General features: G+C 73.8%; 21 protein-coding genes. 9 read left to right on the top strand and 12 right to left on the bottom strand.

Annotated features, from left to right (window positions below; genetic code table 11):
* Window position 1 precedes the first annotated feature (1 nt).
* The 5 genes from AB0J46_RS29530 to def form a co-directional block, all read right to left on the bottom strand.
* The gene (locus AB0J46_RS29530) at window positions 2-352 is read right to left on the bottom strand and encodes an MmcQ/YjbR family DNA-binding protein (RefSeq protein ID WP_352350971.1); all 351 of its coding nucleotides are present in this window, start codon (window positions 350-352) and stop codon (window positions 2-4) included.
* A 9-nt stretch (window positions 353-361) separates the two neighbouring features.
* Complete coding sequence (locus AB0J46_RS29525) at window positions 362-778, bottom strand: CBS domain-containing protein (RefSeq protein WP_364337441.1); 417 nt, start codon at window positions 776-778, stop codon at window positions 362-364.
* Window positions 779-909: 131 nt separating this feature from the next.
* Window positions 910-2,322, bottom strand: coding sequence for an aminotransferase class V-fold PLP-dependent enzyme (locus AB0J46_RS29520; RefSeq protein ID WP_364337439.1), 1,413 nt, complete (start codon window positions 2,320-2,322; stop codon window positions 910-912).
* Window positions 2,315-2,935, bottom strand: a complete 621-nt coding sequence (locus AB0J46_RS29515) for an XRE family transcriptional regulator (protein WP_364337438.1) — start codon at window positions 2,933-2,935, stop codon at window positions 2,315-2,317. The genes AB0J46_RS29520 and AB0J46_RS29515 overlap by 8 nt, the downstream gene beginning before the upstream one ends.
* 7 nt (window positions 2,936-2,942) lie before the next feature.
* Window positions 2,943-3,509 carry a peptide deformylase gene (gene def, locus AB0J46_RS29510; RefSeq protein ID WP_364337436.1) on the bottom strand — a complete coding sequence of 189 codons (567 nt, stop codon included), beginning with the start codon at window positions 3,507-3,509 and terminating at the stop codon, window positions 2,943-2,945.
* A 124-nt stretch (window positions 3,510-3,633) separates the two neighbouring features.
* Here def and AB0J46_RS29505 point away from each other — a divergent pair, with 124 nt between their 5' ends.
* A complete protein-coding gene (locus AB0J46_RS29505; RefSeq protein ID WP_364337434.1) occupies window positions 3,634-4,428 on the top strand; it encodes a methyltransferase domain-containing protein in 795 nt (264 codons plus the stop codon).
* A gap of 52 nt (window positions 4,429-4,480) precedes the next feature.
* Here AB0J46_RS29505 and AB0J46_RS29500 read toward each other — a convergent pair whose 3' ends face one another.
* Window positions 4,481-4,996, bottom strand: coding sequence for a hypothetical protein (locus tag AB0J46_RS29500; protein WP_364337432.1), 516 nt, complete (start codon window positions 4,994-4,996; stop codon window positions 4,481-4,483).
* Window positions 4,997-5,082: 86 nt separating this feature from the next.
* The gene (locus AB0J46_RS29495; RefSeq protein WP_364337430.1) at window positions 5,083-6,108 is read right to left on the bottom strand and encodes a hypothetical protein; all 1,026 of its coding nucleotides are present in this window, start codon (window positions 6,106-6,108) and stop codon (window positions 5,083-5,085) included.
* 253 nt (window positions 6,109-6,361) lie between these two features.
* Between AB0J46_RS29495 and AB0J46_RS29490 the strand changes: the two genes are divergently transcribed.
* Window positions 6,362-7,297, top strand: coding sequence for a GNAT family N-acetyltransferase (locus AB0J46_RS29490; protein WP_364337428.1), 936 nt, complete (start codon window positions 6,362-6,364; stop codon window positions 7,295-7,297).
* Window positions 7,298-7,330: 33 nt separating this feature from the next.
* Here AB0J46_RS29490 and AB0J46_RS29485 read toward each other — a convergent pair whose 3' ends face one another.
* A complete protein-coding gene (locus AB0J46_RS29485) occupies window positions 7,331-8,110 on the bottom strand; it encodes a nucleotidyltransferase domain-containing protein (RefSeq protein ID WP_364337426.1) in 780 nt (259 codons plus the stop codon).
* The gene (locus tag AB0J46_RS29480) at window positions 8,107-8,745 is read right to left on the bottom strand and encodes a nucleotidyltransferase domain-containing protein (RefSeq protein WP_364337424.1); all 639 of its coding nucleotides are present in this window, start codon (window positions 8,743-8,745) and stop codon (window positions 8,107-8,109) included. The genes AB0J46_RS29485 and AB0J46_RS29480 overlap by 4 nt, the downstream gene beginning before the upstream one ends.
* Window positions 8,746-8,802: 57 nt before the next feature.
* Here AB0J46_RS29480 and AB0J46_RS29475 point away from each other — a divergent pair, with 57 nt between their 5' ends.
* Complete coding sequence (locus AB0J46_RS29475; protein ID WP_364337422.1) at window positions 8,803-10,668, top strand: propionyl-CoA synthetase; 1,866 nt, start codon at window positions 8,803-8,805, stop codon at window positions 10,666-10,668.
* 76 nt (window positions 10,669-10,744) lie between these two features.
* Window positions 10,745-13,561, top strand: coding sequence for a hypothetical protein (locus AB0J46_RS29470; protein WP_364337420.1), 2,817 nt, complete (start codon window positions 10,745-10,747; stop codon window positions 13,559-13,561).
* A gap of 66 nt (window positions 13,562-13,627) precedes the next feature.
* Here AB0J46_RS29470 and AB0J46_RS29465 read toward each other — a convergent pair whose 3' ends face one another.
* Both AB0J46_RS29465 and AB0J46_RS29460 read right to left on the bottom strand, forming a co-directional pair.
* Complete coding sequence (locus AB0J46_RS29465) at window positions 13,628-14,767, bottom strand: HAMP domain-containing sensor histidine kinase (RefSeq protein ID WP_364337418.1); 1,140 nt, start codon at window positions 14,765-14,767, stop codon at window positions 13,628-13,630.
* The gene (locus AB0J46_RS29460; RefSeq protein ID WP_352325242.1) at window positions 14,764-15,420 is read right to left on the bottom strand and encodes a response regulator transcription factor; all 657 of its coding nucleotides are present in this window, start codon (window positions 15,418-15,420) and stop codon (window positions 14,764-14,766) included. The genes AB0J46_RS29465 and AB0J46_RS29460 overlap by 4 nt, the downstream gene beginning before the upstream one ends.
* Before the next feature lie 155 nt (window positions 15,421-15,575).
* Here AB0J46_RS29460 and AB0J46_RS29455 point away from each other — a divergent pair, with 155 nt between their 5' ends.
* From AB0J46_RS29455 to AB0J46_RS29445, 3 genes are all read left to right on the top strand, one after another.
* A complete protein-coding gene (locus AB0J46_RS29455; RefSeq protein WP_364337415.1) occupies window positions 15,576-17,066 on the top strand; it encodes a phospholipid carrier-dependent glycosyltransferase in 1,491 nt (496 codons plus the stop codon).
* Window positions 17,067-17,115: 49 nt separating this feature from the next.
* Window positions 17,116-18,003, top strand: a complete 888-nt coding sequence (locus AB0J46_RS29450) for a hypothetical protein (protein WP_364337412.1) — start codon at window positions 17,116-17,118, stop codon at window positions 18,001-18,003.
* 61 nt (window positions 18,004-18,064) lie between these two features.
* Window positions 18,065-18,964: a hypothetical protein gene (locus tag AB0J46_RS29445; protein ID WP_358286439.1), complete on the top strand. Its 900-nt coding sequence runs from the start codon at window positions 18,065-18,067 to the stop codon at window positions 18,962-18,964.
* Here the strand turns inward: AB0J46_RS29445 and AB0J46_RS29440 are convergent.
* Window positions 18,934-20,187 carry a UDP-N-acetylglucosamine--N-acetylmuramyl-(pentapeptide) pyrophosphoryl-undecaprenol N-acetylglucosamine transferase gene (locus tag AB0J46_RS29440; RefSeq protein ID WP_364337410.1) on the bottom strand — a complete coding sequence of 418 codons (1,254 nt, stop codon included), beginning with the start codon at window positions 20,185-20,187 and terminating at the stop codon, window positions 18,934-18,936. The two genes, AB0J46_RS29445 and AB0J46_RS29440, sit on opposite strands and share 31 nt — an antisense overlap.
* A 99-nt stretch (window positions 20,188-20,286) precedes the next feature.
* Here AB0J46_RS29440 and AB0J46_RS29435 point away from each other — a divergent pair, with 99 nt between their 5' ends.
* Together AB0J46_RS29435 and AB0J46_RS29430 are read left to right on the top strand one after the other, a co-directional pair.
* Window positions 20,287-21,246 (top strand): Ppx/GppA phosphatase family protein, encoded by a 960-nt coding sequence (locus AB0J46_RS29435; RefSeq protein WP_364337408.1) that lies wholly within the window; start codon window positions 20,287-20,289, stop codon window positions 21,244-21,246.
* Between the two features lie 58 nt (window positions 21,247-21,304).
* Window positions 21,305-21,682, top strand: coding sequence for a hypothetical protein (locus AB0J46_RS29430; protein WP_364337406.1), 378 nt, complete (start codon window positions 21,305-21,307; stop codon window positions 21,680-21,682).
* Window positions 21,683-21,806: the final 124 nt, after the last annotated feature.

The following is a 21,806-nucleotide window of genomic DNA, read 5'->3' as shown; positions in this document are numbered from 1 at the left end:
GTCAGGGGCCGGTCTGGAGTTGCTGTTCCAGGCGGACCTTCTTGGGGACGCACATGCGCCACGCCTCCAGCACCAGCTCCCGCATCTCCGCCGCGTCGAGGGCGTCCATGCGGGCGACCACCCAGTTGAAGCGCAGATCGGACTCGCCGGGCATGAGGAACTTGTCCGGCTCGGCCGCCACCAGGGCCTCGCGTTCCTCCTTCGGGAACCCGAAGCCCATCAGCGTCTCGTCCCGCGAGAACGCCACGTAGACGATCTTTCCGACGCGGAACTTGACGCGGTCCCGGATCAGGTGCTCGGACGAGCGCGGAAGGGTGCGCGCGAAGCGCCGGACGTCCTCGACGGTGATCACACGGCCACGTTAGCGGTTGCTCTCCGCGGACGAGATGTCGGCGAGCGCGGAGTCGGGGTCGCGCTCCACCGCCAGGTCGCCCAGGCTCACGATGCCGACGGGACGGCCGTCCTCGACGACCGGAAGGCGGCGGACGGCGTGCGAGCGCATGATCTGCACGGCCTGGTCGATGCTCGTGTCGGGCCCGACCGCCTCGACCGACGGGCTGCACGCCTCCCTGACCGGCGTCTCAGGCCCCCGCTCGGCGGCCACCACCCGGATCGTGATGTCCCGGTCGGTGACGATGCCCTTCATCCGCCCGTTCTCGTTGACGATCACCGCGCCCGCGTCGTTGTCGCGCATGAGCGCCGCGGCGGCCGACACCGGCTGGTCGCACTCGACCGTCGCCGGGTGGGAAGTCATCACGTCTGCCACGGTCTCTGCCATGGGATCCTCCTGATTGCTCACGTCCCGGCCGCTTACTACCCGGGCCGGGGGAGAGCTCACAGGGCTTTGTCGGATCCCGGCGTCCGGCCATGCGTGTCCGGTACGTCCGTGGAGAAGCCCTTTACCGGGCCTCAGAGCGTCTTCGCCGCCAGGCGGATCTCCTCCAGCAGGATCGCCAGGTCGTCCTCGGTGGTGCCGGGATGCAGGAAGCAGGCCCGCAGCGCGTCCCGGCCGCCCAGGCGGGTGCCGGTGAGGAAGGCGTTGCCGCGCGCCTGGACCGCGCCCGGCAGGGCCCGGTTGAGCGCGTCGAGCCCGCCTGGCCCGGCCGTGGCGGGCGTGTGGCGGAAGGCCGTGATGGAGGTGGCGACCGGCGCGAGCAGCTCGAAGTCCGGGGCCTGCTCGACCATGGCGGCCAGCGTGCGCGCCAGGCCGCCGGTGTGCTCGACCAGGCGCGTGACGCCCTCCCTGCCCAGGTACGACAGCGTCGCCCAGGTCTTCAGCGCCCGGAACGGACGGGTCTGCTCGGGCCCGTACTCGGCGAACCAGCCCAGGTCGTCGGCGTTGTCGTCGATCAGGTACGACGGCACCAGGCTGAAGGCGGCCCGCGCGGCGGCCGGGTCGCGCAGCAGTGCGCAGCCGCAGCCGACCGGGACGCCGAGCCACTTGTGCGGGTCGAGGGCCAGCGAGTCGGCCCGGTCCAGCCCCGCGTAGGCGGGCGCCGAGCGCGCGTCGAGCACGCCGAGCGCGCCGTAGGCGCCGTCCACGTGGAACCAGAGCCCGTGCTCGGCGGCCACGTCGGCGATGGCGTCGAGCGGATCGACCGCGCCGGAGTTGACAGTGCCCGCGCTGCCCGCCACGCAGAACGGCCGCAGGCCTGCCGCCAGGTCGTCGGCGATCATCGTGCGCAGCGCGCCGACGTCCATGCGGAAGGAGGCGTCCACCGGCACCTTGCGGACGTTCCGGGCGCCGAGGCCGAGCAGCTGGGCCGCCTTGTGCAGGCAGCTGTGGCCCTCCTCGGTGACGTACATGATCATGGGCGGGCGGCCGTGCAGGCCCTCCTCGCGGGCGTCCCAGCCGTCGGCGAGCGCGGCGTGCTGCCGGGCCGTGGCCAGGCAGACGATCGTGGCCATCGACGCGCCGCTGGTCAGCAGGCCGCCGCCGGGCGGGTGCGGGAAGCCGACCAGCTCGGCCAGCCAGCGCACCGCCGTACGCTCCAGCAGCGGGCCCGCGTGGTCGCCGCCCGCGCAGCTCGGGTTGAGCGCGGCGGCCAGCGGCTCGACGAGCACGCCGGCGGGGGAGGGCGGCGAGTTCACCCAGCCGAAGAAGCGCGGGTGCCCGTTGCCCATCGGGTACGGCAGCACATGGGCGCTCACGTCGTCGAGCAGCGCGTCGAGCGGACGCCCGGCGTCGGGCAGCGGCAGCTCGCCCAGCCAGGCGCGCTCGGCGGCGGGCACCGGCCGCCACACCGGCCCGGCCGGGACGCCCTCCAGATGGGCGGCCGCGATCTCGGCCGCCCTGACGCCGGCGCGGCGCAGCTCATCCATGCGGGGATTCCCTCCAGGTCTCGTGGTGGCCGCCGCCACTCAGCTCCATGGCCAGGTAGAAGACGCAGTCGGCGGTCCCGTCGTTGGCGAAGGCGTGGCGGTGGTCGCCGGGGTAGGCGGCCGAGTCGCCGGCCGCCAGCTCGTACGGCCGGTCGTCGATCGTCAGGCGCAGCGTGCCGCGTTCGACGGCCAGGTACTCGCGCGAGCCCCGGGCGTGCGGGGCGAACTCGCCCGCGTCCACGCCGGGGCCGATCGTGGTCCGCATGAACTCGAACTCCACGTCGGCCAGCACCGGCGACAACACCCGCCGTTCCCAGCCCGACGGGTCGCGCAGCACCCGCTGCCGGTCGTGCCGCAGCACCCGCACGTCCTCGCGCGCCGGTTCGTCGAGCAGCCGGGAGATCGACGTGCCGAGGGCCGTGGCCAGCCGGTCGAGCACCAGCACGGTCGGCGACTTCGCGCCGCGCTCGACGTCGGAGACCATGCTCCGGCTGATGCCGCTCAGCTCGGCCAGACGCTCGACGGACAACCCGCGCCCGCGCCGCTCGGCGCGGATGCGCCCGCCCAGCTCGGCCAGGGACAGCCCACTGGACAGGACGCCTTCACCTTGCATTCCTCCACTATAGCGGAGAAATATCCTCTTTAGCGTCCTTGGTCTGCTCGTAGGCTGCCAACACCTGCTTGCGGCGTTTGGCCGGCAGGCGGTCGATGTACAGGTAGCCGTCGAGGTGGTCGGTCTCGTGCTGGAGGCAGCGGGCCAGCAGGCCGGTGCCCTCGACCGTGACCGGCCGCCCCTCGGCGTCGAAGCCGTGGACGGTGGCGTGGTCGGGCCGGGGGAGCGGGGCGAACTGGCCGGGCACCGACAGACAGCCCTCGTCGTCGGGGTCGAGGCGGCGCTCGCCGAGGCCGGGCAGCTCCAGGGCCGGGTTGACCACGACGCCCTTGTGGCCGACGCCCTCGGCGTCGGGGCAGTCGTAGACGAACACGCGCAGCGGCACGCCGATCTGGTTGGCGGCCAGGCCCACGCCCTCGGCCGCGTACATGCTCGCGAACATGTCGTCGACCAGTGCGGCCAGCTCGCCGTCGAACCGGGTGACCGGCTCGCACGGATTGTGCAGCACCGGATCGCCCACGTGCACGATCGGCCGGACCTCTCCCACGACCACGCCTTCCTTTTGCCAGGACATTGCCGCGACCAGTCTATGAGCGACGCCGGACGCCCGACGCCGTCTCACATAGAAAGACGCGTTCTCTCGATAGATGAGACTCGCGCTAGGGTCGGAGCACACATCGTCGTGAAGGAGTCTTTCGATGGACGCCGTCTACACCCACGGGCACCACGAGTCCGTCCTGCGCTCGCACCGGTGGCGCACGGCGGAGAACTCGGCCGCGTACCTGCTGCCGCACCTGCGGCCCGCGATGAAGGTCCTCGACGTGGGCAGCGGGCCCGGCACGATCACCGCGGACCTGGCCGCGCGGGTGGCCCACGTGACGGCGTCGGAGGTGACCGAGGACGCGCTGGCGCTGGCCAGGGCCGAGATCGGCGCGCGCGGGCTGGGCAACGTGGACTTCGCCGTCGCCGACGCGCACGCGCTCGACTTCCCCGACGACAGCTTCTGCCTGGTCCACGCCCACCAGGTGCTCCAGCACGTGGGCGACCCGGTGCGGGCGCTGCGCGAGATGCGCCGGGTGACCAAGCCCGGCGGGTACGTCGCGGCCAGGGACAGCGACTACTCGGCCTTCGCCTGGTACCCGCGCCTGCCCGCGCTGGACGACTGGATGGCCCTCTACCAGCGCCTCGCCCGCGCGAACGGCGGCGAGCCGGACGCCGGGCGGCGCCTGCTGTCCTGGGCCCGCGCCGCCGGCTTCCAGGAGGTCACCGCCACCTCCTCCACCTGGTGCTTCGCCACCCCCGAGGACCGCGCGTGGTGGGGCGGCATGTGGGCCGACCGCGTCCGGCGGTCGGCGCTGGCCGAGCAGGCGCTCGCCACGGGTGCGGCCACCGCGTCCGACCTGGAGCGCATGGCCGCCGGCTGGCTGGAGTGGGCCGCCGCCGACGACGCCTGGCTCTCCGTCCTGCACGGCGAGATCCTCTGCCGCCCCTGACCCGCCGGGCGGGTGACGGGCTGCTCCTGATCTGCCGGGCGGGGGGTGCGCCTCAGAGGCCGAGGGTGCGGGTGCGCTGCCACTGGGGGTCGCGGTAGAGCACCTGGTCGGTGCCCAGCAGCTCGTCGGGAGCCGACAGCATGGCGATCTCGCCCGCCGCCTGGAGCTGGAGCAGCAGGTCGCGCACCCGCGGTCCCACCGGCAGCCGCCCGGCGGGCAGCCCGAACCCGGCCCGCACCGTGTCGGCGATCTCCGACAGGTGGAACGGCCCGTCGAGCCCCGCCACGATGCCGCGCACGACGGTCATCGTGATCAGCTCCTCGGCCTCGGTGTGGGCGAGCTGCCAGGTGATCTGCTCCTTGCGGCCCCCGGTCGCCGCGCAGACCGTGCACCCGCGCGTCAGGTCGGGGGCCAGCTGCTCCACCGCCGAGCCGAGACAGGCCGAGCACCGGCCGTTCTCGGCGGCGTGCAGCTCGGCCGCCATCCGCCCGGCCAGCACCGCGCCGCAGTCGCAGCCGAAGCCGTCGCCCAGGATGCCGCTCTGCGGGGAGATCGTATGCTTCGTCATCAAGCCGACTTTACCGGCCCCGCCCGCCGCGCCCGCGTCCCCGCAGCCGCGCCCCGCAGTCCCGTGCCTCCCGCGGCCGTGTCCCGTCAGGTGCGGATGTCGGCGAGGCCGCGCAGGCGGCGCAGGGCCTTGCGGGCCGCGGCCGTGACGCGCTCGTCCGGGTGGTGGTCGATGACGACCCGCAGCACCCGTCCCGTCCACGGGTGGTCGCCGAAGGCGAGGATCGCGATCGTGCCCGCCTGCTCCTCCGCGTCCATCCCCATGGCGATCGAGTCGATCACCTCGCCCGCCTCTCCGCCGCCGAACTCCAGCAGCGCCGCCGCCATGTCCACCAGCACCCAGGCGATCTCGTCGGGGGTGGGCCGCCGTTCCTCGCGGCCCGTCCTGGCCGCGACCACCGCGCCCAGCCGGGGCTCCTCCAGCAGCCCGCGCAGCGCCCGGCGGCCCTCCTCGCCGAGGCTCGACTCCAGCAGCTCCACGCCGACCGCCCGGCTCAGCGGGCTCACCCCGGCCAGCGCCCCGGCGATCTCGGCGGCGGCCCGCTCGCGGTCGCGGCCGGCCAGCCAGCCCGCCAGCTCCTCGCTCCGCTCGGCCTCGGGGTAGGAGCGCAGGCCGTGCAGCAGCGTGGCGGCGTCGGCGCCGGCCAGCGTCCCCATGACGGGGATCTCCTGCCCGGCGGTCTCGGCGATGATCAGCCGCGCCACCCACAGCCCGAGCCAGCTCAGCGTGTACGGCTCCGCCTGCCGCACCAGCCCCAGGTCGGTCAGCGCCTGGGGCACCCGCCCGGCGACCGGCTCCCTGGACAGGAACATGCGGATGAGCTCCAGCAGCAGCCGCTCGTCGGCGGCCAGCCGCGCCCGGCACACCCGCGCCCACGCCTCCAGCACCCGCGCGTCGCCGGCACGCTCGTCACCCTGGTCGTCCCCCTGCTTTTCTCCTCGCTCGGTCTGCGGGGCGTCGGGCAGGGCGGTCTGCGGGGCGTCGGGCAGGGCGAGCAGGGCCTTCAGCTCGCCCGCGAGCGGCGCGGCGCGGACCGCGGAGGCCAGGGTGGCGGCGTCGGGGAGCCGGATCGGCGGTTGCAGCGGCAGCGTGTCGTCGTCGTAGGACCTCACGGAGCCCATCCTGTCCTCATCCCTGTCCTCATCGTCGGCCGGATCGGAATCGTCCCGCCGGATCGCGAAACGCCGGAAACTGGACGCGGTCCAGCGTACTCACGTCGTCCTCCGGCCACGAGGGGAAGATCACGTCCGGGAAAACGGCGAGCGGGCCACGGCAAGCTGGACTAGAGTGCTGCGAAATGTCGGGAGAAGGGAGGCACTGAGATGTTTGGCAGTGTAAGTGTGATTTTCATTTCTCGGAGGAACTGTGCTTTTCCGTCCCGCGGCCGAGGCTGACCTCGACCGCCTGCTCGGCTGTGTCGTCGACGAATCCATCAGCTGGGCCCATCCCGACCGGCTGCTCTCCTTCCTGGAGAGCCGCAACTACCGCTACGACCGCATCTGGCTCGCCGAGGAGAACGGCGAGATCCTGGCCCGCGCCGTCTGGTGGGGCTTCGCCGGCGAGGAGCGACCGCTCGCCCTCGACTGCGTCTACGTCCACCCCTCGGTCGAGGACCGTGTGGAGCTGGCCGCCGAGCTGCTGAGCCACGCGCACGCCGCGTTCGGCCGGACGCCGGAGTACCACGTCTTCGTCTCCAACGGCTGGCGCGAGGACCCGAAGGCGTCGGCGGCCATCGCCTGGCGCTGGGAGGCCGCCGGCCGCGCCGGGCTGACCGAGGAGCTGGAACGCCTGCGCTACGCCTGGACGCCCGGCTCACCCGTGCCCGAGCCGTCCGACCGGCTGGTCTTCCGCGGCGATGACGACGACGAGATGTTCGTGGACGCCTTCCGCCAGGTCGCCGAGGGCACCCTCGACTTCCACACCCGCCAGGCCCTGATGACCACGGACCCCGTGGAGCAGGCCCGCGAGGACGTCCGCGACAACCGCTCGATGCGGGGCGAGCGGTCCTGGTGGCGGCTGGCCTACGACAAGAGCGGCGACCTGGTCGGCGTCGCGCTGCCCTCCGCCAACGACGCCGGGCCCGTGGTCGGCTACCTCGGCGTGGTGCCCGCGCACCGCGGCCGCGGCTACGTCGACGAGCTGCTCGGCGAGATCACCCGCTTCCACGCCGAGCGCGGCGTGCCGGGCATCATGGCCGACACCGACGCGGGCAACGTCCCGATGGCGCGGGCGTTCGAACGCGCCGGGTACGAGAACGTCTCGGTCCGGCTCGTCCTGTCGGCCGACCCCGGCGCCGCCTGAACCCCTGTCCCGCCCCTGACCGGCCGCACCCCGTCAGGGGCGGGACGCCAGGCGCGCCCGCACGGCCAGGTCGTGCAGGGCGTCGTCCGAGGTGGCCCGCTCGGGCAGCGCCGAGCCCTCGCGCGCCGCCTCCAGCGCGGCCGTCATCCGCGCCACGTCCTCGGCCACGCCCGCCACCTGCGGCGCCGCGCCGTGCTCGGCCTCCCGCTTGGCCGCCACCAGCTCCGGCAGGTACGGCGGCCCGTACGGCAGCAGCCGCGTCAGATCGGCCTCCAGCTCCCCGGTGCGCATGAGGTGGATGCCCGTCGCCAGCACGCGGAAGGTGTACAGCAGCGGCTTCAGCTCGCCCGTACGCCCGAACAACCGCCACTGCGTACGCGCGAACCCCAGGTAGTGGTGGGCGTGGTGCCGCGTCACGCACCCGGCCGCCAGCGCCACCAGCTCCTCGTGCACCGGCGAGGACGTCACCACCAGCGGCGACAGGAGCTGTTCGAGCACGTAACCGTTGCGGCCGAGCAGCAGGCGGCAGAACTTGACCAGGTCGTGCGTGACCAGGTCCACCTCGACGCCCTCGCGCGTCCACGTCCGGTCCAGCGTCTGCGGCCCGGTGCGCAGCCCGGCCACCTCCTCGACCGGCAGCACGTGCACGCCACGCAGGTCCACGTCGGAGTCCACGGACGGGAACCCGTACAGATGGGCGCCGCTCACCGTGGCGAACGCCACCGGGTACGGCTGCTCGCCGGGGATCTCAGGCAGCCACGACGGCAGCCCGGACGGCAGCCCGGACGGCAGCCCGGACGGCAGCGTGTTCACAGGTGCTCCTTCCGCACGCCCACCAGGAAGTCCTCCACACGTTCGCGGCCCGGCCGCTCCGGCAGGACGCAGGGCGCGGCGGCCAGCTCCGCCGCCAGCGCGGCCCGCCAGGCGTCCACCTCGGCCCACGGGACCTCGCCGCGCCGGACCGCCAGCAGCCGTTCGCGGTGCGCCCCGACATCCACCAGCGGCTCGCCGTGCCGCATCAGGTGCAGGCCGCTGAGCAGCAGCCGCAGCATGTGCATGGCCTGCTTCCACTTGGGCGCCGCCGGGTCGAGCCGCCGGAACTGGTCGACGGCGTACCCGGCGAACGTCTGCCGCGCCCGCCGCGACACGAACGCCCCGCGCAGCTCGCGCAGCCGCCGCCCGGCCGGGGTCTCCACCTCCACGATCGGCGACCACAGGCACTCCAGCACCGTCGGGTTGGCCTCCAGCGCCAGCAGGCAGAAGCGCTCCACCTCCCACGAGAACTGCTCGGGCAGCGGCCCGTCGCGGTGCGTGGGCGGCTTGGACAGCCGCCAGAAGTCCGCGGTGGGGGCCACGAACACGCCGCGCCGGTCGGTGTCGGACGCCGCGGTCTCCAGCCCGTACGCCCGCGAGCCCGTCACGACGGACAGGATGAGATCGTCATTCATCCGGACACCCTCCCACGGGGCTTGCGTTCGGGGGCCGGCGGCTGGTCTGATCGAAAAATGGGCGGCTATGACGAGGCTTACCGGCGGAGCATCCAGCGCCCGGCGGAGTTCTGGGCGCAGGCGGCGCGCGACATCGACTGGGACGTCGCGCCCGCCGTCGTCAGCGACGGGAACAGGTGGTTCCCCGACGGACGGCTCAACACCTGCCACAACGCGCTCGACCGGCACGTCGCGGCCGGCCGCGGCGAGCAGTCGGCGCTGATCTACGACAGCCCGGTCACCGGCTCCGTCCGCACGATCACCTACGCCGAGCTGCTCGACGAGGTGGCGCGGACGGCGGGCATGCTGAAGGCGCTCGGCGTGACGGCCGGCGACACCGTCGTGATCTACATGCCGATGGTGCCCGAGGCGGTCGTCGCGATGCTGGCCTGCGCGCGGCTCGGCGCGGTGCACTCGGTGGTGTTCGGCGGCTTCGCGGCCAGGGAGCTGGCCCTGCGCATCGAGCACGCCGAGCCCAAGGTGGTGCTCTCGGCCTCCTGCGGCATCGAGACGGCCCGGGTCGTGGCCTACAAGCCGCTGCTCGACGCCGCCCTCGACCAGGCCGCCCACCGGCCCGCCCACTGCGTGATCCTGCAGCGCCCGCAGGGTCCGGCCGAGCTGACGCCCGGCCGCGACCTCGACTGGCACGAGTCCGTGCGCGCCGCCGAGCCCGCCGGGTGCGTCAGCGTGGCCGCCACCGACCCGCTCTACGTGCTCTACACCTCCGGCACCACCGGCCTGCCCAAGGGTGTGGTGCGCGACAACGGCGGCCACGCGGTCGCCCTGCGCTGGAGCATGACCAACGTCTACGGCGCCGCCCCCGGCGAGGTCTTCTGGGCCGCCTCCGACGTCGGCTGGGTCGTCGGCCACTCCTACATCGTCTACGCGCCGCTGCTGACCGGCTGCACGACCGTGCTGTACGAGGGCAAGCCCGTCGGCACGCCCGACCCCGGCGCGTTCTGGCGGGTGACCGCCCAGCACGGCGTGCGCACGCTGTTCACCGCGCCCACCGCGATCAGGGCCATCAAGAAGGAAGATCCCACCGGCATTTTCGCGAAAAAATGGGACCTGTCCGGGCTGCGGCATCTCTTCCTCGCCGGTGAGCGCCTCGACCCCGACACCTACCACTGGGCGAGCGGCCTGCTCGGCGTCCCCGTCATCGACCACTGGTGGCAGACCGAGACCGGCTGGCCCGTCGCGGCCAACTGCGTCGGCATCGAGACCCTGCCGATCAAGCCGGGCTCGCCGACGAAACCCGTCCCCGGCTACGACGTCCGCGTCCTCGACGCCGACGGCCGCGAGTGCCCGCCCGGGGTGGAGGGCGCGGTCACCGTCCGGCTGCCGCTGCCGCCCGGCTGCCTGCCCACCCTCTACCGCGACGAAGAGCGCTTCCAGGCCTCCTACCTGTCCCGCTACCCCGGCCACTACCTGACCGGCGACGGCGGCCACATCGACGCCGACGGCTACCTCTACGTCATGGGCCGCATCGACGACGTGATCAACGTGGCCGGCCACCGCCTGTCCACGGGCGCGATGGAGGAGGTGATCGCCGCCCATCCCGACGTCGCCGAGTGCGCGGTGATCGGGGTCGCCGACGCGCTGAAGGGGCAGCTCCCGGTCGGGTTCGTGGTGCTCAAGTCCGGCTCCGACCGCGACCCGGCCGACGTCGAGCGCGAGCTGACCGCCCTGGTGCGCGAACGCGTCGGGCCGGTCGCCGCCTTCCGCCGGGCCGTGGTGGTCGCCCGGCTGCCCAAGACGCGCTCGGGCAAGATCCTGCGCGCCACGATGCGCGACATCGCCGACGGCCGGCCGTACGCCACGCCGTCCACCATCGAGGACCCCGGCGTGCTGCCGGAGATCGCCGACGCGGTGAAAGGCCCATAGCGGAGCGGGCGTCCGGGCAGCGCCGGGGGCGCCTCCCGGCGCATGATGGGACCTCCCGGTCCCGGAGAGAAGGCTGATGATCGAGACCCCGAGTTACGCCGACGCCCTGAGGGTGCTCGGCTGCAAGGAGGGCAGGCTCGTCAAGGTGGTCGGCTTCGCCGCGGCCGCCGCCCGCACGGGGTGGGCGCTGGCCGGGGGCGGGCTGCTCACCATGGGCCTGGCCGACCTGCGTTCCGACGTCGTGCGCTACGGCGAGGAGGTCATCCGCAGGATGCCCGAGCTGAAGGGCGGCGTGGACCGTTACACCCGCACCCAGCGCCTGGCCGCCGCGCACGCCGTGATCGTCGTCGCGTCCTGGTTCGAGGCGCTGGGGGAGGCCAAGCTGCCCTTCACCCTGGAGCAGCTCGACCGGGCCGACAAGATCTCGCACGGCGTGCCCACCCCCGAGCGCTTCGCCCGCCTGGTGGCCGGTCTGCTCATGGAACGCCTGCCCACCCCCGAGCCGCACGTGCCCTTCGCCGAGACCCGCCAGGCCGTCGAACGCGCCCACCTGCGCATGTCGGAGGCGATGGCCGGGTTCGTCGGCGGCCTCAGCGTGTGGGACGAGCTGCCCGTCGACGACCAGCTCCTGTTACCCCGGATGCTGGCCGAGGGCCCGCCCGCGCACGCCCTGCGCATCTACGACGAGGACTTCCGCTCGCTGTCCCTGGACAGCCACGAGTTCGGCGTGCGCAGCCTGGTCACCGACCGCCAGACGCCGGGCACCGGCCTGTCGCGGGTGGCCTGGCTGCTGGCCGAGCTGGCCCCGCCGCGGGTCGGCGACCGTCCCATGATCCACCGGGTCAGGATGGCGGCGAACGCGCTCGACCGTCCCCTGCTGGCCGCCGGCAGGCTTCCCGAGGACGTCTCGCTCCCGCTGCTCGGCGAGGGCTACCTCAGCCCGCGCTGCCGGGTCGCCGAGCTGACCCGCGAGTCCGACCCCTCCTCCGTCGGCTGGTGGCGGGACCAGCGCCTGCTGCCCGACGCCGAGGCGTTCCTCGTCGGCCACCTCACCTCGCTGCGCGCCACCCAGGCGCCCCTGCTGGTGCTCGGCGAGCCCGGCGCGGGCAAGTCCAAGCTGACCGAGGTGCTCGGCGCCCGCCTGGCCAGGTCGGAGTTCCTGCCCATCAGGGTGGAGCTGCCGCGCGTCTCGCCGCGCGCGCCGGTCGCCGAGCAGATCGAGCAGGCCGTCGCCGCCGTGCTGGAGGAGGAGGTCGCCTACGCCGACCTGGTCGCCGCGGGCGACGGCGCGCTGCCGGTGATCCTGCTCGACGGCTTCGACGAGCTGCTGCAGGGCGGCGTCAACCGCTACGACTACCTCGGGCACCTGCAGGAGTTCCAGCGCCGCGAGGCCGCGCTGGGACGGCCCGTCGTGGTGATCGTGACCAGCCGGACCGTGGTGGCCGACCGCATCAGGTTCCCCGACGGGCTGCTGGCGCTGCAGCTCCAGCCGTTCGAGGACGACCAGGTGCGCCAGTGGCTCGACATCTGGGACCAGGCCAACCGCGCCCTGCTGGCCCGGCGCGACCTGAAGCCCCTGCCCGCGGCGACCGCGCTGGCCCAGGGCGAGATGGCCCGGCAGCCGCTGCTCCTGCTGCTGCTCGCGCTCTACGACGCCGGCGGCAACGCCCTGCAGCGCGAGCACCGCCCGATCGGCCGCGCCCGCCTGTACGAGGTGCTGCTGCGCGACTTCACCGAGCGCGAGACCGCCACCCCGCAGCGGGTGGTGATCGACAGCGAGCTCGTCCTGCTCGGCACGGTCGCCCTGTCCATGCTCGCCCGCGGCCGGCAGGTCATCACCGAGGAGGACCTCGCCCGCGACCTGCCCGCGCTGTGCGAAGGCGGCGAGGACGAGCCCGACGAGCCGCGTCCGCCCGTCGACTGGGCCCGCCGGGCCACCGAGCGCTTCTTCTTCATCCGCCGCGACGGTCACTCCTTCCTCCACTCCACCTTCGGCGAGTTCCTGACGGCCTGGCTGACCGTGTACGCGCTGCGCGACCTCGACCGGCGCCGCCGCCTGGCCGGGGACGAGCCGCTGGCCCTGGTCCAGAGCGTGGACGACGACCTGCTGTACGCGGTCACGTCGTTCTCCTGCCTGGCCGAGCGCGGCCCGACGGTCGGGTTCATCCTGGAGCTGCTGGACGAGGTGCCGGCGGCCGTCCGTGCCCGGTGCGTGACCCACCTGGCCGGGCTGCTGCGCCGGTCCCTGTACGAGCGCCGCCGCCGCTGCTTCACCGGCTTCGAGCCGGTACGCCATCCCGTCACCCGCCGCCTGGCCGCCTACTCGGCCAATCTGGCCCTGCTCATCGTGGCCGCCTCGCCGGAGCCCGTGCCCGTCTCGCAGCTCCTGGGCGGGCCCGACCCGCTGGGCCGCTGGGCGTCCTTCAGCCACCTGTGGAAGGGCCAGCTCGGGCACGAGGGCTGGACGGGCCTGGTCAACGCGTTGTCGGCGCACCGCGTCGCCGGGCGGGGCCAGGAGGAGGTGATCCTCGGCGGCGCCGAGGGCACCGCCATGGGTGACGCGATCGTCGCCGCCGCCACCGGTCACGCGCCCCGCCACCGCAGGCTGCTCGACCTGCTGATGCTGGCCGTGGGGGAGGGGCGCGCGCTGCGCTTCCACGACCGGGTGGCCGTCCTGCGGGAGCTGGTGGAGACGGCGGCCGTGCGGTCCCCGGCGGTGCACCGGGCGCTGGGCGCGTTGTGGCGCGCGGACGGCGCCGACCACGCCGAGCTGCGCCCGCTGCTCGGCCTGGTGCTGGCCGACCCGACCGAGCGCGTGGCGACCTGGGAGCAACTGGTCAAGGCGGGCGTGCCGGAGGAGGAACTCTGGCAGATCCGCCAGGGCGGCGACTGATCCACCGGCGGCGGCGCGCCGGATGTCAGGGCCCGGACCGGTCCACCGGCGGCCCGGTGAGGGCCGTCAGGGCGCGGACCGGTCCACGGGCAGCTCCACGGTGATCGTCAGGCCGCCCTCGTCGCGCGGCCTGGCGGTGACCGTGCCCTCGTGGGCCTCGGCGATGACCCGCACGATCGACAGGCCGAGCCCGCTGCCCCGCTCCGAGCGCAGCCGGTCGCCGTGCAGCCGCCGGAACGGCTGGAAGATCGTCTCGATCTCGTACGGCGGCACGTGCAGCCCGGTGTTGGCCACCACCAGCTCGACCTGCTCGGCCCGCCGCCGCGTCGTCACCCACACCTCGCCCTTGGGCTGGTTGTGCCGGATCGCGTTCTCCACCAGGTTCTGCACCAGCCGCTCGACCAGCACCGCCTCGCCCGTCGTCGGCGCCGAGTCGAGCAGCCGGTGGATCGTCACGTCCCGCTCGGCCGCCTCGTCGCCGGCCTGGTCGAGCACGTGCTCGGCGACGTCGGTCAGGTCGAAGGGCCGCCGGTCCAGCACCGCCTGCTCGCCCTCGGCCAAAGCCAGCAGGCCGTCGATGAGGCGTTCGTGCCGGGCGTTGACCAGCAGCAGCGACTCGCCGAGCCGCTTGACGTCGTCGGTGGCGTCGGGGCGGCGAACGGCGACGTCCACCAGGGTGCGGTTGATCGTCAGCGGGGTGCGCAGCTCGTGCGAGGCGTTGGCGACGAACCGGCGCTGCCCGTCGAACGAGCGGGCCAGCCGGCCGAGCATGGTGTCGTAGATCTCGGTGAGCTCCTTGACCTCGTCGCGCGGGCCCTCGTAGGCGATGCGCTCGGTCAGGTCGTGGCTCTGGGCGACCCGGCGGGCGGTCTCGGTCACCGCCTTGACCGGCCGCAGCACCCAGCCCGCCGCCCGCCAGCCGACCCCGAACGCCCCGGCCGTGGCGGCCAGCACGATGAGCCCGCCCACCGTGCGCACGCCGCTCAGCGTCTCGCGCTGGTAGGCCGCGCGCACCCGCATCGCGTTGCGGTAGGCGGACTGGTAGGAGTCGCCGTAGGAGTACTCCCGGGGGAAGTCGGGCCTGATCAGGTCCGCCCGGAACTCCAGCTGCGACCGGACGACGAAGTACACCCCGGTCACCGTCAGGGCGCCGAGGAAGAGGAACACCCCGGCGCAGGCCAGGGCGAAACGCATGCGCACGGTCATGGGATGCGGTACCCCGATCCGGGGACGGTCTCGATCACCTGCGGCTCGCCGAGCTTCTTGCGCAGCTTCATCATCGTGGTCCGCACGGTGTTGGTGAACGGGTCGATGTGCTCGTCCCAGACCTTCTCCAGCAGGTCCTCGGCCGAGACCACCGCGCCCTGGGCGCGCAGCAGCTCGGCCAGCACGCCGAACTCCTTGCGGGCCAGCGGGACGTACACGCCGTCGCGGAAAACCTGCCGGTGCGCCCAGTCCAGCCGCACACCCGCCCGCTCCAGCATCGGCGGGTCGGCCCGGCGGGCGCGCCGCCCGAGCGCGTGCACCCGCGCCACCAGCTCCTCGAACGCGAACGGCTTGGGCAGATAGTCGTCGGCCCCCAGCGACAGCCCCGACACCCGCGAGCGCACGTCGCCGGACGCCGTCAGCATGAGCACCCTGACCAGCCGGTCCTGCTCCACCACCGTCCGGCACACCTCGTCGCCGTGCACCCCCGGCAGGTCCCTGTCGAGGATGAGCACGTCGTAGTCGTGCACGCCGAGCCGTTCCAGCGCCGCCTCCCCGTCATAGGCGACGTCCACGGCGAGCGCCTCGCCCCGTAACCCCTCGGCGATCGAGTCGGCGAGCATGCGCTCGTCCTCGGCGATCAAAACCCGCACTTGTAGCCCCCAAGAAGATCATAAATGCCGCAAGTCTGGACCAGACCGCATAACGCGGGCGTAACCAGTTCCGGTGACGCTCAGGTTATCGGCGTCCCGCTGGACTGCCTCCCCTACGACCGGGACCGGCCCGGTCGGCTACGGGGGAGAAGGTCATGGCAGCCACCCTGGCCGGGACGCGTCCGCTCGCGCCCGCCGCGCGCCGCCCGCGCGGCCACGGGCTGTTCGCCTGCGTGCTGGCGCCGGCCGCCGCGCTGCGCGTACTGGTCATGCTCGGGTACGACACGGCGCAGCTCTACTGGTACGACTCCTTCACGTACCTGGACACCGCCGTGCACCTGCGGCCCCAGGCGGCCTTCCACCCCGCCGGGTACTCCTGGTTCCTGTGGGCCCTGCGGCCCTTCCACAGCGTGGAGCTGGTCGCCGGGCTGCAGCACGCCATGGGCCTGGGGATCGGGGTGATGATCTACGCGTTGCTGCGCCGCCGTTCGCTGCCCGGCTGGGGGGCCGCCCTGGCGACCGTGCCGGTGCTGTTCGACCCGTCCTTCCTCCGGCTGGAGCACGCCGTGCTGTCGGACCTCCAGGTCATCTTCCTGATCACCGCCGCGCTGGTGGTCCTGATGTGGCGGCACGCCCCCTCGGCCGCGCCGCGCGGCCGGCCCGGGGTGCCGTCGGCGCGGGCCGCGGCGGTGGCGGGGCTGCTGCTCGCGCTGGCCGGGCTGACCAGGACGGCCGCCGTGCCGCTGCTCGCCCTGGCGGCCGGCTGGCTGGTGCTGCGCCGCGCGCCCTGGCGACGGGTGGCCGCGCTGGTGCTGGCCGGCGCCCTGCCGCTGGCGGCCTACGCCGGCTGGTACGCCCAGCACCACGGCCGTTTCGCCCTCAGCGGCTCCGACGGCGTCGCCCTGTGGGCCAGGACCATGACCTTCGCCGACTGCTCGGTCATCAAGCCGCCGCCCGCCGAGGCCCCGCTCTGCCCGAACGGCACCGTCGCCGACGCCGCCTCGGAGTACGTCTGGGCCCCCGGCGCCTCGCTCAACCGGCTCCCGGGCGACCGGTTCGCCCACAACGACCTGGCCAGGTCGTTCGCCCTGCGCGCCATCGCCGCCCAGCCGCTGGACTACCTGCGCGAGGTGGCCCGCGACACCTCGCTCGCCTTCACCTGGTCGCCGGTGCCCCACCCCCGGCGGATGAACCCGTCCACCACCTTCCCCCGCGGCTCCTGGCCGCTGCCCGAGCAGCAGGCCCTCGTCGCGAAGGTGCGCTCGGAGTACGACCCCGGCATCCACGGCATGAGCTCCGTCGAGCCGTACGCCTCGATCCTGGCCGCCTACCCCTACCCCTGGTTCCTGCACGGCACGGTCTTCGGCGTGCTGCTCCTGGCCGGCGGCCTCGGCTCGGCCGGACGCCGGCGCGCCGCCCTGCTGCCGTGGGCGACGGCGGCCTTCCTGCTGCTGGCCCCGGTGGCCGCCCTCGACTTCGACCACCGGTACGTCCTGCCCGCCATCCCCTTCGCCTGCGTGTCCGCCGCTCTGGCCGTCGCGGGGGCAGTGACGGGACCAGCGACGGGAAGAGCGACGGGGGCGCGGACCAGGCGGTTTCCGGGCCTGACCTTTCGGAGGCTGACATCCTTGCGAAAAAATACGTAATATCCACTGCATCGCGAGCGTTGGGGGCGCCAAGGTGCCGGGACAGAGCGTGGGTGTGGTCGTCGATCCGGAGGTTCCTCCGGAGGTCGCGGGGATGCTGCGGGCCAACGCTGCGCTGCTGTCCAGGATCCGGTCGGGCTGGGTGCCGCCGGCCGACGCGCGTCCGGGGCGGTTCAGGAGCGTCTCCAGCGTCGCCCTGCTGGCCGCCACGCCCGGGGTGGTCGCGCTCATGGCCGTGCTGCTGGCCCTGTCCCACCCGGCCGCCGGGTTCACGTTATTGGGCACGTTCGTCTTCATCGTCCTGGTCAAGATCGCGTCGATCAGCGAGCTGCCCGAGCACGACGTGTCGCGCGACCGCGAGGTGTACGAGCGGGCCCGTCCGTACCGGGACCGCTACCTGCTGCCCGAGGACTTCGACCGGGACGCCGCGGACGTGCTGACCAGGGCACAGCGGGCCATCGGTTCGGTGCTGCGCTCGCACGTCAACGCCGAGGGACTGCTCGACGGGGCCCGCAACGCGCTCATGCTGCCCGCCCAGGAGTGGGAGATCGCCCGCCTGCTGGCCAAGCTGTCGGCCTTACGCGCCGAGCACGCCGCCCTGGTGTCCAGGGGCGTCGCCCCCGAGGTGGCCGCCGTGATCGAGCCACTGGACAGGGCCCTGGCCACCAGCGAGGCCGCCATGATCGCCCGCGTCGAGGCCCTGGAACGTTACGCCGGGCACGTCGCCGAGGCCGAACGCGCCTACCACGCCCGCGGCCAGATCGAGGAGCTGCGCGCCCGCCTGCCGCGCTACGAGGAGCTGCTGGCCGAGACCGGCGCCGACGCGCTGGCCGTCCCGGAGATCGACCGGCTCGCCGAGGACGCCGACCACCTGGAGCAGGTGTTGCGGCGCAGCGTGCGGTCGGCCCACGAGGCGTTCCGGTACCTGGAGAGCTGACATGCCGGTGGCCGGGCGGAACCGCCCTCGCAGGAGGTGAATCCCCATCCGATCCGACATCATGGCCGACGTCATCGTCGATCCCGGCGTGCCGCCGGCCGACGCGCGGCTGCTCAGGGACAACCGGCGGCTGCTGCTCAGGACGCGCAGGGGCTGGGTCCCGGACGGCCCCGGCCTGCCCGCCGCGCCGTACTGGCGGCTCGGCGCGGTCTGCGGGGCGACCGTCTGCCTCGGCCTGCTGCTGGGCGCCGGAGGGCTCGGCCGCTCCCTGGGGCCGCTGTTGCTCGTGCTCCTCGCCATCCCGCTGATGATCGTGACGTTCGTCCGCACCGAGACGCCGGAGGGCGAGGAGGCCGAGCACGAACGGCGGGTGCACGCCCAGGCCGTCCGGCACGAGGGCCGGTACGTGCTCCTCGACGACCTCGACGAGTCCTCCCGCAGGCTGCTGCGCCGGGCCCAGCGGGCGGTCGCCACGGTCTCGCAGTCGCGGGTCAACCTCGAAGGGCTGCTGGACGACGTGCGCAACGCGGTGATGCTGCCCGCCCAGGAGTGGGAGATCGCCCGCCTGCTGGCCAAGCTGTCCGGCCTGCGCGCCCGGCACCGGCAGACCCTGTCGGGGGAGAGCGCGCCCGAGGTCGCGGCCGTGGCCGAACCCCTCACCAGGGCGCTGGACAGCAGCGAGCAGGCCGTCGTGGCCCGGGTGGAGGCGCTGGAGCGGTACGCCGCCAACGTGGCCGAGGCCGAACGCGCCTACCGGGCCCGGCAGCAGATCGCCGAGCTGCGCGCGCGGCTGCACGAGTACGAGGAGCTCGTCGCCGAGACCGGCGCGGGCGACGGCGCGATGGACGAGCTGACCCGCCTGACCGAGGACGCCGACCGCCTGGACCAGGCGCTGAGGCGGAGCGTCAGCTCCGCCCACGAGGCCTTCCGCTACCTGGAGCCGGGCCCCCCGGAACCCTGACCGCCCTGGACTCCGAAGCCCTGCCCGCTCTGGTCCCCGAAGCCCTGACCGCCCTGACCGGCCTGACCGCCGTGGCCGTGTGGGGCGGGGGAGCCGCCGCCGTGGGCGGCCTCCAGGAGCAGGTCGCACAGGGCGTCGGCGGCGTCGAGGCGGCCCAGCTTGCCCGCCGCCTGCCCCATCGCCGCGCGCAGCCCGGGATCGGCCAGCATCGGCATCAGCTCGGCCAGCAGCTGCTCGGCCGTCGGCCGCGGCTCCAGCAGCGCCCGCGCGGCCCCCGCCGAGACCAGGTAGCCGGCGTTCTTGCGCTGCTCGTCGCCCCCGGTCGGGATCAGCGGGATCAGCAGCGACGGCTTGCCGATCGCGGTCAGCTCCGACACCGTGCCCGCGCCGCTGCGCGAGATCACCACGTCGGCCGCGGCGAACAGGTCGGGCAGCTCGGTCCCCACGTACGGCACCGGGTGGTACCGGTCGGCCAGGCCGGGCGGCACCTCGACCGCCCGCATCTGGTCGATCCAGGCCGGCCCGCACTGGTGGACGACCTGCGCGTGCGGCAACAACCGCGGCAGGATCTCGGCGATCAGCGTGTTGATCTGCTTGCTGCCCTGCGCCCCGCCGGTCACGTAGATCAGCGGCACCTCGAACGTCAGCCCGAACAGGTCGTAGGCCGCCGCCCGGTTGCCCTGCAGCAGCTCCGGCCGCACCGGGTTGCCGGTCACCACGGCCTTCGCCCGCGCCGACGGCGGCAGGTACTCCAGCGACGACTCGTGCGACAGCGCGATCCGGGTCGCCAGCCGGGCCAGGATGCGGTTGGCCAGGCCCACCACGGTCGTCTGCTCGTGCATGACCAGCGGGCGGCGGATCAGCTTGGCAGCCACGCCGATCGGCACCGCCACGTACCCGCCGGTGGACAGCACCACGTCGGGCAGGTAGCGGGCGGCGTGCCCCACCGCCTGGAACACCCCGACCGGGATGCGGAACACGTCGGCGATGTTGGTGCCGAGCTCCTTGAGGTTCGGACGGCGGCGCAGCTTGCCCGTGGTGATCGCCTTGAACGGGATGCCGTGCTCGGCCGTGATCCGGGCCTCCAGGCCGTTCTCCGTGCCCACCCACAGCACGTCGTGCGGCACCTGACGTCGCTGGACGGCCGACAGGGTCGTCAGGGCCGGATAGGTGTGACCGCCGGTGCCGCCGCCGGTGATCAGCAGTCGCAGGGTTCGTGACATGCGATCAGACTATGGCCGCGCGGCGGAAGCCCGTGTGCCCGGCTCGGCCGGGGCGGTGCCGGCTTCGCCCGAAAAGCCGCAGACCGGTAGCGTTTTCCCATGCGACTAGGCGTGCTGGACATCGGCTCGAACACCGTCCATTTACTCGTCGTCGACGCCCACCGGGGCGCGCGGCCCATGCCCGCCTACTCCCACAAGGAAGAGCTGCGCCTGACCCAGTACCTCGGCGCGGACAACCGGCTCGCGCCCGAGGGCATCGAACGGCTCGGCGCGTTCGTCGAGGAGGCGGTGCGCCTGGCCGAGGACAAGGGGGTGGAGGACCTGCTCGCCTTCGCCACCTCGGCCGTGCGCGAGTCGGCCAACGGCGAGCAGGTGCTCGCCGAGATCGACAAGCGCTGCGGCGTGCACATCGCGGTGCTGTCCGGGCGCGACGAGGCCCGGCTGACGTTCCTCGCGGTGCGCCGGTGGTTCGGGTGGTCGTCCGGGCGGCTGCTGGCCTTCGACATCGGCGGCGGCTCGCTGGAGATCGCCGCCGGGGTGGACGAGGAGCCCGACGTCGCGGTGTCGCTGCCGCTCGGCGCCGGGCGGCTGACCCGCGACTGGTTCACCGGCGACCCGCCCTCCGCCGAGGAGGTGCGCAAGCTGCGCAAGCACGTCCGTACGGAGATCGCCCGCACGGTCGGCGACGTGGCCAGGTACGGCGAGCCCGACCGCGCCGTGGCCACCTCCAAGACCTTCAAGCAGCTCGCCAGGATCGCCGGCGCGCCGGCCTCCAACGAGGGCCCGTACGTCTCGCGCGCGCTCTCCCGCGCCGACATGGCCTCCTGGGCGGCCCGGCTGACCGGCATGAGCTCCGCCGAGCGGGCCGAGCTGTCCGGGGTGTCCGAGGGCCGGGCCGCGCAACTGGCCGCCGGGGCGCTGGTGGCCGACGCGGCCATGGACCTGTTCGAGGTGGAGCGGCTGGAGGTGTGCCCGTGGGCGCTGCGCGAGGGCGTGATACTGCGCCGGCTCGACCTCCTGCCCGGACGGCTGGACCAGTCCACCGGGATTGCCGAGTAAGGCCGATATATCCCAAAAAATTGGCATAATTCGCTGGTGAGCGGGCACTTTTTGCCCAATGTTGACAGTCCTCGGTACGATCGGCTCCCTGGTGATCGTCTTCGTCCTCATCGTCCTGGCCGTCCTGGTCATCGCGGTGGTCGCGATACTGGCGATGGGCGCGCTGGCCGGAACGATGGTCGACTGGCACACGTTGTGGCGGCGGCTGACCCGCCGAGGGGCACGGTTGACGCTGAAACTCAGCGCCCCCGAGGCGCCCGCGCGGCTGCGGGCGAAGCTGAGCGGCGGCACGCCCCTGGTGAGCCGCCGTCTCCGGCTCGCGCCCGTGATCCGCGGGGGCGACCGGCGTCCCGACGTGAGCCGTCCCGGCCGGAGCGCCCGCGTACGCAGGCCCTCCGGCCTCACCACGACCGCCGTCTCCGGCAACGAACAGTGAGGAACGAGCAGTGAAAGGGCCGGGGGGGCCGCCTGCGCGGCGCCGGGGGCCGCGCTGGGGCGCGGCACCACCCTGCTGGAGGACACCGCCCACGCCGCCGGGGCGGCGCGCACCGCAGACGGGG

Origin of the sequence: Nonomuraea sp. NPDC049758, assembly GCF_040674635.1 — a bacterium.
Classification (GTDB): domain Bacteria; phylum Actinomycetota; class Actinomycetes; order Streptosporangiales; family Streptosporangiaceae; genus Nonomuraea.
Note: the sequence above shows the minus strand (reverse complement) of the source record. Positions and strands in the feature narration are given on the sequence as shown.

Excerpts from the sequence above, each read along its gene's own strand:
- AB0J46_RS29525 (WP_364337441.1), bottom strand. The coding sequence starts at position 778 with ATGGCAGAGACCGTGGCAGACGTGATGACTTCCCACCCGGCGACGGTC.
- AB0J46_RS29520 (WP_364337439.1), bottom strand. The coding sequence starts at position 2,322 with ATGGATGAGCTGCGCCGCGCCGGCGTCAGGGCGGCCGAGATCGCGGCC.
- AB0J46_RS29515 (WP_364337438.1), bottom strand. The coding sequence starts at position 2,935 with ATGCAAGGTGAAGGCGTCCTGTCCAGTGGGCTGTCCCTGGCCGAGCTG.
- def (WP_364337436.1), bottom strand. The coding sequence starts at position 3,509 with ATGTCCTGGCAAAAGGAAGGCGTGGTCGTGGGAGAGGTCCGGCCGATC.
- AB0J46_RS29505 (WP_364337434.1), top strand. The coding sequence starts at position 3,634 with ATGGACGCCGTCTACACCCACGGGCACCACGAGTCCGTCCTGCGCTCG.
- AB0J46_RS29500 (WP_364337432.1), bottom strand. The coding sequence starts at position 4,996 with ATGACGAAGCATACGATCTCCCCGCAGAGCGGCATCCTGGGCGACGGC.
- AB0J46_RS29480 (WP_364337424.1), bottom strand. The coding sequence starts at position 8,745 with ATGAATGACGATCTCATCCTGTCCGTCGTGACGGGCTCGCGGGCGTAC.
- AB0J46_RS29475 (WP_364337422.1), top strand. The coding sequence starts at position 8,803 with ATGGGCGGCTATGACGAGGCTTACCGGCGGAGCATCCAGCGCCCGGCG.
- AB0J46_RS29470 (WP_364337420.1), top strand. The coding sequence starts at position 10,745 with ATGATCGAGACCCCGAGTTACGCCGACGCCCTGAGGGTGCTCGGCTGC.
- AB0J46_RS29465 (WP_364337418.1), bottom strand. The coding sequence starts at position 14,767 with ATGACCGTGCGCATGCGTTTCGCCCTGGCCTGCGCCGGGGTGTTCCTC.
- AB0J46_RS29455 (WP_364337415.1), top strand. The coding sequence starts at position 15,576 with ATGGCAGCCACCCTGGCCGGGACGCGTCCGCTCGCGCCCGCCGCGCGC.
- AB0J46_RS29445 (WP_358286439.1), top strand. The coding sequence starts at position 18,065 with ATGGCCGACGTCATCGTCGATCCCGGCGTGCCGCCGGCCGACGCGCGG.
- AB0J46_RS29440 (WP_364337410.1), bottom strand. The coding sequence starts at position 20,187 with ATGTCACGAACCCTGCGACTGCTGATCACCGGCGGCGGCACCGGCGGT.
- AB0J46_RS29435 (WP_364337408.1), top strand. The coding sequence starts at position 20,287 with ATGCGACTAGGCGTGCTGGACATCGGCTCGAACACCGTCCATTTACTC.
- AB0J46_RS29430 (WP_364337406.1), top strand. The coding sequence starts at position 21,305 with ATGTTGACAGTCCTCGGTACGATCGGCTCCCTGGTGATCGTCTTCGTC.